Origin of the sequence: Nitritalea halalkaliphila LW7 (assembly GCF_000265075.1) — a bacterium.
Taxonomy (GTDB): Bacteria; Bacteroidota; Bacteroidia; order Cytophagales; family Cyclobacteriaceae; genus Nitritalea; species Nitritalea halalkaliphila.
Genome location: NZ_AJYA01000077.1, coordinates 1 through 8,093 on the forward strand (window position 1 = coordinate 1; position 8,093 = coordinate 8,093).

The 8,093-nt window shown below is 42.8% G+C and carries 9 protein-coding genes; all 9 read left to right on the plus strand.

The window, feature by feature from the left end; all coding sequences use genetic code 11:
* Nucleotides 1-26: 26 nt before the first annotated feature.
* Complete coding sequence (locus tag A3SI_RS15895; protein WP_009057504.1) at nt 27-224, plus strand: hypothetical protein; 198 nt, start codon at nt 27-29, stop codon at nt 222-224.
* A 347-nt stretch (nt 225-571) separates the two neighbouring features.
* On the plus strand, nt 572-760 hold the full coding sequence (locus A3SI_RS15900; RefSeq protein ID WP_083836563.1) for a bacteriocin: 189 nt from the start codon (nt 572-574) through the stop codon (nt 758-760).
* Between the two features lie 729 nt (nt 761-1,489).
* Nucleotides 1,490-1,738 carry a bacteriocin gene (locus tag A3SI_RS15910; RefSeq protein WP_040671219.1) on the plus strand — a complete coding sequence of 83 codons (249 nt, stop codon included), beginning with the start codon at nt 1,490-1,492 and terminating at the stop codon, nt 1,736-1,738.
* A gap of 196 nt (nt 1,739-1,934) precedes the next feature.
* On the plus strand, nt 1,935-2,183 hold the full coding sequence (locus tag A3SI_RS18525) for a hypothetical protein (RefSeq protein WP_009057508.1): 249 nt from the start codon (nt 1,935-1,937) through the stop codon (nt 2,181-2,183).
* Between the two features lie 252 nt (nt 2,184-2,435).
* Nucleotides 2,436-3,416, plus strand: a complete 981-nt coding sequence (locus A3SI_RS15915) for an HlyD family secretion protein (RefSeq protein ID WP_009057509.1) — start codon at nt 2,436-2,438, stop codon at nt 3,414-3,416.
* 3 nt (nt 3,417-3,419) lie between these two features.
* Nucleotides 3,420-5,624 carry a peptidase domain-containing ABC transporter gene (locus A3SI_RS15920; RefSeq protein ID WP_050977565.1) on the plus strand — a complete coding sequence of 735 codons (2,205 nt, stop codon included), beginning with the start codon at nt 3,420-3,422 and terminating at the stop codon, nt 5,622-5,624.
* A gap of 19 nt (nt 5,625-5,643) precedes the next feature.
* A complete protein-coding gene (locus A3SI_RS15925; protein WP_040671213.1) occupies nt 5,644-6,786 on the plus strand; it encodes a hypothetical protein in 1,143 nt (380 codons plus the stop codon).
* Nucleotides 6,762-7,499: an Ig-like domain-containing protein gene (locus tag A3SI_RS19840; RefSeq protein ID WP_040671215.1), complete on the plus strand. Its 738-nt coding sequence runs from the start codon at nt 6,762-6,764 to the stop codon at nt 7,497-7,499. Before A3SI_RS15925 ends, A3SI_RS19840 begins: the two co-directional genes overlap by 25 nt.
* A gap of 44 nt (nt 7,500-7,543) precedes the next feature.
* The coding region (locus A3SI_RS21305) for a DUF11 domain-containing protein (protein WP_009057512.1) at nt 7,544-8,093 on the plus strand (550 nt) is incomplete at its 3' end.

The window sequence follows — 8,093 nt, forward strand, 5'->3', positions numbered from 1 at the left end:
TCGGCAGTGGCTGAGGGGCGCTGGGCATGGTAGGCTTTGCCGGATTAGGTGCGGTGTATGGCCAAGATGCCGCTTGGAGTGGGCTTTCCGACCTGCGATTTGCCTATGGGACCGGCTTGCGCTTTCGCTTAAGCCAAAAGGAGAAGCTAAATTTACGCTTGGATGTAGCGCATGCACCAGGGGATGGATTTCAGTTTTACTTGACTTTTGGAGAGGCTTTTTAGGGGGCAGCAAAAATTTTTTTCTCGATGACGCCGTTGTATGGTATAAACGGCTGTAATTTAATAAATTAATTAGGTGAAATATTTTTAAGCATGGCTATACTGTTAGTTTTATCTGTTTGGAATTGCTTTTTGTAGTAAAGATTATGCTTTTTGTAATTTTATTGCCGTTTAGTTACGAAATTTTCAATTTGCGGGAAATCCAAGAGCTTGCTCCAGTTCGTTTGTTCAAATGTTTTTTGCTTTAGTTTTTCCTTATCGAAACTAACTCGTGGGGAAACCGAAAGGTGAAGGGCGGGAGGTTCCTGAAAATCCTTAATCGAGTAGGGGTCAAACAAAATCTATTTATTATGCAGTTCGAAGAACTAAACAACAACGAGTTAGCCGAGGTAAACGGCGGTCTATTAGGTGGTCTATTAGGTGGAGTACTTGGTGGAAACAATTCTGGCCAAAATGCTAGCGGTGGTTTATTAGGTGGATTTTTAGGTGGATTACTTGGTGGAAACAACTCAGGTGGTTTCGGAAGCTTTGGTAACTGAGGTTAATTCTCTCAATTAGACTGGGAGGTTTTTAACCTCTCAGTTTTTTTCTTTTGTTTGGTCAATAGTAAAGTATTTCCTCCTGAGATTTTTGTAATACTTTAATTGTTGTTTCCGGGAAGTATGACGATTGCCGTCCTCAATCATTTCAAAGGGATTTTAGTACGTCAGTTTTTCAGGAGTCTACGACAGGGGAGGTGCCTTTTTTGCGCTGCTTATGCTAGGGGGGAATCAACCTTACGGGGGTATTTCGAAGGCAAATACCGGGGGAACATCTTTCAGCGGTTCAGGGCGAATACCGACAGTGGCTGAGAGGGCGCTGGGGCATGGTAGGCTTTGCCGTATTTTAGTTTTGCTTGACTTTTGGAGAAGCTTTTCAAGGGGTAGCAATTTTTTTTTTCTCGATGACGCCGTCAAATGGTATAAACGACTGTAAATTAATTAATTAATTAGGCGAAAAATTTTTTTTGCACGGCTATACTGTTAGTTTCATCTGTTTAGAAATGCTTTTTGCATCTAAGATTACGCTTTTTATGAGATGACAGGTATCAACTTCTGAAATTTTTCTTAGTGTAGGAAATCCAAGAGCTTATCACAGTTCGTAAATGCGAATGTTTTTCACCCTTGTTTTTCCTTATCGAAACCAACACGTAAGGAATCCGAAAGGTGAAAGGCAGGAGGTTCCTGAAAATCCTTAATCGAGTAGGGGTCAAACAAAATCTTTTCATTATGCAGTTCGAAGAACTAAACAACAACGAATTAGCCGAAGTAAACGGCGGTATTTTAGGTGGTCTATTAGGCGGACTACTAGGTGGTAACAATTTCGGACAAAGTGCTTCTTCAGGTGCTCTTTTAGGAGGTCTTAACTTGACTATTCTTTCTGAGAACGTGGATAGCGCTGGAAACAGAAGCACCTTCGGTATTTCTTTAGGTTTAGATAACCTAGGAAGATTCGATTCTTTGAGAAACTCATTTTAATTGATTTTCTTTTGAATTTCATTGGGGTTGAGATATGGTGCTAAGACCATTTTTCAATCCCAATTCTTTTTAATTTCTTCTTTTTTTGGATCAGCTCAATCCAGTTTCGCATTAACGGTCGTATTTGCAAATGAACGTTCTGGAGTATCCCGAAAATCCATAAAGAGTAGGGAAAAAAAACTAAACAAAAAACATTATGAAATTCGAAGAATTAAAAAACGAAGAATTAGTTGAAGTTAATGGCGGTATCTTAGGTGGTCTATTAGGTGGGCTACTTGGTGGAAATAACTTTGGCCAAAGCGCAAGCGGTGGATCTCTTCTAGGTGGTTTAGGTTTAACTATCCTTTCTGAGGAAGTATCTGCTTCAGGTAACAGATCTACTTTTGGCATTGACTTAGGTCTTAGCAACTTAGGCGCTTTCGAAAGCATCAGAAATAGAGGTTAATACTCTCAATTAAGACTGAGAGGTAGTAACCTCTCAGTTTTTTCCTTTTATCATGGATAAGAATAAAATATTTCCTCCTGAGATTTTACACAATACTTCAAATTTTCTTTTCAGGAAGTATGATGGTTATTCTATAGTCTTATATCAGCTCATTCTATTACTTATAGCAGGAAGTTTAACCGCTATATTTTTTATACAGGTAGATGTCTCTGTACAAGGTGTGGGGATGTTAAAAACCACAGACAATAAAAAATGCTATTCGCTTCCCTAGTCTCAGGTACGGTGGATTCTGTATTTGTGACGGAAAACGCGCGTGTTCAAAAGGGGGATAAGATATTTACAGTCCGTGCAAATGTTATCGCAGAACAAAGCGATAATAGCCGGCAGCTTTTACGTGAATACAACAATCAACAGCGAGATTTAGAAAAGCTAATAAAGCTCACTGCCGCCTATGATTGGGATAAAGTTCCAACCCTACAAAGCCCAGATTATCAGCAGGAGGCTAATTTTTTCTATGCTCGATTAAAAGAGTTAAAAAACCAATTTGAAATTACCAAAAGAGATTTTAAGCGAAATGAAGGCCTGCATCAAGCGGGTGCTATTTCGGATGCTGAGTTCGATCAAGTTTCGCTGTACTATGAGAATGCTAAAAATACCCTTTTAACTGCCTATTCCCAGCAGGCCGCTATCTGGCAAAGTAATCTAAATCAGATACGCATCTTAATTCAGGATTTAAGTTCTCGCACCAAGCAGCTGAAGGAAGAGCAGGATTTTTATACCATTACTGCGCCGGTGGATGGATTTGTTCAGGATATCCGGCAACTCTTTCCAGGGGCAAATGTCGCGGCAGGTGAATCGTTGGGTGATATCTCACCTGAGGGAGCCTTGTTGGCTGAAGTACTCGTGAGTCCTAAGGATATTGGTTTTCTGCGTAAGGACTCCAAGGTGAAGATGCAGGTAGATGCCTTTAATTATAACGAGTGGGGATTCTTAGAAGGCACTTTAGTAGAAATCAGTAACGATGTTTTTGTAGAAGCAGATGGACAGCCTTATTTCCGTGTGCGCTGTGCGCTTGATAGGGATTACATGGAGCTTAAAAATGGCTACCAAGGTAATTTGATGAAAGGGATGACTGTGCAGGCTCGCTTCAGCTTTACACGTCGTCGCGTAGCTAATCTTCTTTTCGATAAAGTGGATGACTGGATTAACCCTAACCTCGTAGCCAACCGATAGCTTATGTTGAAGTTTGACTTTTTCAAAAAGAAGCGTTTTAAGAAGACTCGAGTAAAACAGCACGATATGACAGACTGCGGAGCAGCCTGTCTTTCGGCTATTGCGAATTATTACGACGCCGACATTCCTATCGCACGCATCCGGCAATTAGCTTCTACGGATCAGAAAGGCACCAATTTATTGGGCATGATCGAGGCGGCGAAAGTGATTGGCTTTGATGCGAAGGCGGTGCGCTTAAAAGAAGAGCAGTTACCTCTCCTGCCCGTTCCGTCCGTGGCCCATGTGGTCGTGAAAGGTGTGCTGCATCATTATGTGGTCGTTTTAGAGGTTACGGACAAGCAGGTTACCGTGATGGATCCTGCTATCGGTGATCTCGTCGTCTTGCCTAAAGAAGAGTTTCTAAAGGTTTGGACTAAAATTATTCTATTGGTAGAGCCGAATAGCTCCTTCGAAAAGACAAAGCAAACGTATTCGATTCCTGAGCGCTTTTGGTTTTTGCTCTCACCCTATAAGTTTATCCTCACCCAAGTCCTGGTAGGTTCCGTTTTCGCGGTGGTCTTAGGACTAGGCACTTCTTTGTATATCCAAAAAATCATAGATAATGTATTGCCGAATGGCAATATGAATCTTTTAAATCTAATGGGAGTCATCATGATTTCCATTATTCTGTTCTCAGCCGTCATCAATCATTTTAAAGGCATTCTTGTGCTGCAAACAGGACAAAGAATCGATGCTCGATTGATTTTGGGATACTATAAGCATCTGTTGAAGCTACCGCAAAGCTTTTTCGATACCATGCGAACGGGGGAGATCATTTCTCGGATTAATGATGCGGTTAAAATCAGGACCTTTATTAATGATGTGATCGTCGGTTTTGTGGTCAACGTGTTTGTTCTTGTTTTTTCGTTTACGCTCATGTTCATTTTTTACTGGAAGCTAGCGCTGATGATGCTTTTTGTCATTCCGATGTATCTGGTCATTTACGCTTATTCGAATAAAATCAACAAGAAGACTCAGCGTGAACTTATGGAAGCTTCCGCTGATCTCGAGGCTCAGCTGGTGGAATCTATAAATGCCGTGAGCACAATCAAGCGCTTTGGGATGGAAACCTATACCAACATCAAGACGGAGTCGCGCTTCGTCAATATGTTGAAAGCAGTTTATGACTCTGGTAGAAATGGCATTTGGATAGGAAACCTCAGTGGCTCCGTTACCTCCCTTTTTACGATTGTCCTGTTGTGGATAGGTACCTCTTTTGTGCTTCGTAATGAGCTGACTCCAGGGGAGTTACTCTCATTTTATGCGATCATGGGCTATTTTACAGGGCCGGTGGCCAGCTTCATCGGCATGAATAAATCCATTCAAGATTCTTTAATCGCAGCAGATCGTCTTTTTGAAATCATGGACGTGCATACCGATGAGGAAGAAGGCCTTATGCCGATGTCTAAAGAGAAGCTCGGGCCCATAACATTTAAGGATGTGAAATTCCGATACGGTTCTCGTGCTACAGTTTTTGAGAATCTAAATTTGGTGATCCCTCATGGTGAGGTGACAGCGATCGTAGGACAGTCAGGCTCTGGGAAATCTACCCTGTTATCGCTGCTGCAGAAATTATATCCACTGAATGGCGGTAAAATTTTTATAGGTGAGCATGACATCTCTTATGTTAAAGCGGATTCGCTTAAGGAATTAGTGGGTGTGGTGCCTCAGAACATTCATTTGTTTGCAGGTAATGTGTTAGAAAATATCGCGATAGGGGATTTCACGCCTGATATGAACCGCGTAATCAGTATTTCCAAGCAATTAGGGATACTCGATTTTATCGAAGAGCTTCCCCAGGGTTTCCAAACCTATATAGGTGAAAACGGTGTGAGCCTGTCTGGGGGGCAGCGTCAGCGATTGGCTATTGCGCGAGCACTGTATAAAAACCCTGAAATTTTAATTTTTGATGAGGCTACCTCAGCCTTAGACAGCACATCGGAAGAATACATCTTAAATACCCTATATACATTAAAAAAAGAGCGCAAGACTGTCATTTTGATTGCCCATCGCCTCAGCACGGTCGTCCGAGCGGATAAGATAGTAGTCATGGACAAGGGGAAAGTGGTGGAAGAAGGTAACCACTTTGATTTGATCGAAAAGGATGGGGCTTATGCCGGCATGTGGAAAAAACAGCTGCCAGAGTCCGCCACAGTAAATTTTTCTTAGAACCAGCAAATCATAGTATATGAAACACTTCAACTCAAGCCTTAGGTACAGCCTCTTCTTTTTGATGGGGCTTTTCCTGTGGAGTAGCCTCGCAGAAGCCCAAGTGAACCGGCGCTTCGCTACGACCATTCAAAACTCAAACAATACCAACAACCAAAATAATGCGGTAGATGGGAATTTGAACACATTCGCTACTGTTAGATCAGGCGCTGGTGTAGCAGCAGGATTAGGTTCTTTTACTGGTTTTGTGACGATTCAATTTGACCAGCCTATTCCTGCTAATCAAACGACATTCGTTCGCTTGAATTTTAACGACGATATCCTTGGTAGTTTGCTGAATGGGGGATTAGGTAATTTAGTAGCTAACATAGGTGGAGCCTTACTTTTTGGTAATCATACCGTAAGTGTGGCTGCCTTAAATAATGGCACATTGGTTAATAGTGCTTCTACTGGAGACCCTGAAACGCTAACAAGTGATAGATTTCGGGTATTAGTGGATCCAGAAGGTAGGGTGTTTCTTGCTATTACACCGACGGGTACTTATAATCAAATAAGAGTTGGTTCCTCTACAAGTGGATTATTAGGTTTTAATACAACAAACACCGTTCAAGTCTTTGGTGCTTTTACCTTAGACGGACAGGAAGACTGTCCTGATCCTGTATTTACAGGGTTTAATACCTCAGGGCTTACATTGGATGCATTGAATTTGAATCCTCCTGTTCGGAATCCTCAAAATGCAATAGATGGAAATCCTAATACTTTCTCGAGCTTATCTTTCGGTGTATTAGGAGTAGCAGGCGTTATTGAGCAATTTGTAGTTCTTGGCGCCCCATCAAGGCCAGATGCTACCTTTAACGTACGCTTGCGCTTAACACAGAGCTTGCTTACTGCGGGGGTATTGAATAATGTGAATATCGTAACTACTCGAAATGGTCAGGTAGTTACCAATCAACCGTTGAGTAATCTCTTGAATGTGGATTTATTAGGGCTATTGCAGCCGGGTCAATTTTTTGATTTCCCCGTTACGCCTGGTGTGCCCGTAGATCGCATTTTTGTACGCTATAATTCGCTAGTTAATTTATCTGTGGCACAATCGCTTGATTTTGCTGGAGTTTTCCCGGGTATTGCGCACCAGAGGTGGATGCTGATGCTGCCAATGTAGAAATTTGTGAAGGTGAATCGGCTATCTTAACTGCCACAGCACCACAGGGAACAGTATTACGCTGGTACAACGTAGCAGAAGGGGGTGCTCCTTTAGCGGAAACTGCTTTTAATGAGCCGTTTACCACTCCGGTATTGACAGAAAACACTACGTTCTTTGTTGCCGCCTTTGATCCTTTATGTAATGTAGAGTCTCTGCGCGTGCCTATTGAAGTAACGGTAAACCCTGCTCCAAGGGCGGATGATATAGTAGTGACTGGAAATGACATAGAAATTTGTCCTACCGATGCGCTTGTACTCACTCCAGCACTTTCTCCTTCTAGTACGATCGATCCAGCTGTCGCTAAATTCCGCTGGTATTTAGATGAGAATAAGAATCGTGAGATTCTAGATGGCGATGTGATTAATGGGGCTAATTTCGCTATTGATGCGAATGGTATCTTGACGGTCATGAACTTGGGACCTAACTCGGGTATTCCGGCACTCTTTGTAAGTGTGACGAATGAGTTCATGTGTGAAAACCCTGCGGGTGACCTGTTTATGGTTCCGATACTTTTTAGGGATGATTGTGATGATGCCATGTTGATGCTCGTGAAGGAGTCAGCGCCTACGGTCATTGCAGGCGAAAGCCTGGTTTATACATTAACCGTCCGAAATAATGGACTAGCTCCTTCTGTCAATACAGTCGTTCGTGATGTTTTGCCGAAGGGCTAATTTTCCAAGAGGCCTCTGAAGGGGGTGTCTTCCAGAATGGTGAAGTGGTATGGAATCTTGGTGAACTGGCGCCAGCGGCTGAGCGTGTCTTGACGCTTACTGTAGGGGTGCCAGCTAATGTTCCAATGGGTACTGTAATTACTAATATTGCAAATGCCGACAGTGATAACGAACCGAATGGCCCTGTTAATAGTGATCCAAATGAAGTGACGGTAGAAACTCTCGCGAATCTGGCCATTTCGAAGCAATCGACTACGGCGCGAGCGGTAGCGGGCGAGAACTTGGCCTACACGATTACGGTGACGAATAATGGACCAAGTGATGCACAAGAGGTAGTAGTAACGGATCCGATTCCGATGGGAACTACTTTTGTAAGTGCGGACATGGGTGGCATGTTGGAGAATGGCATTGTGACTTGGAATGTGGGTACCCTCCCAGCGGGCGAGACGGTGACCTTAAGCTTAGTGGTGCTGGTAGATGCAGACTTGGCAGACGGTACAGTGATTTCGAATATCGCGATTGTGAATAGTCCTACAGATCCAGAAACACCGAAGGAGTCTGATCCAGACGAGACGCCAGTGGATAATAATCGTC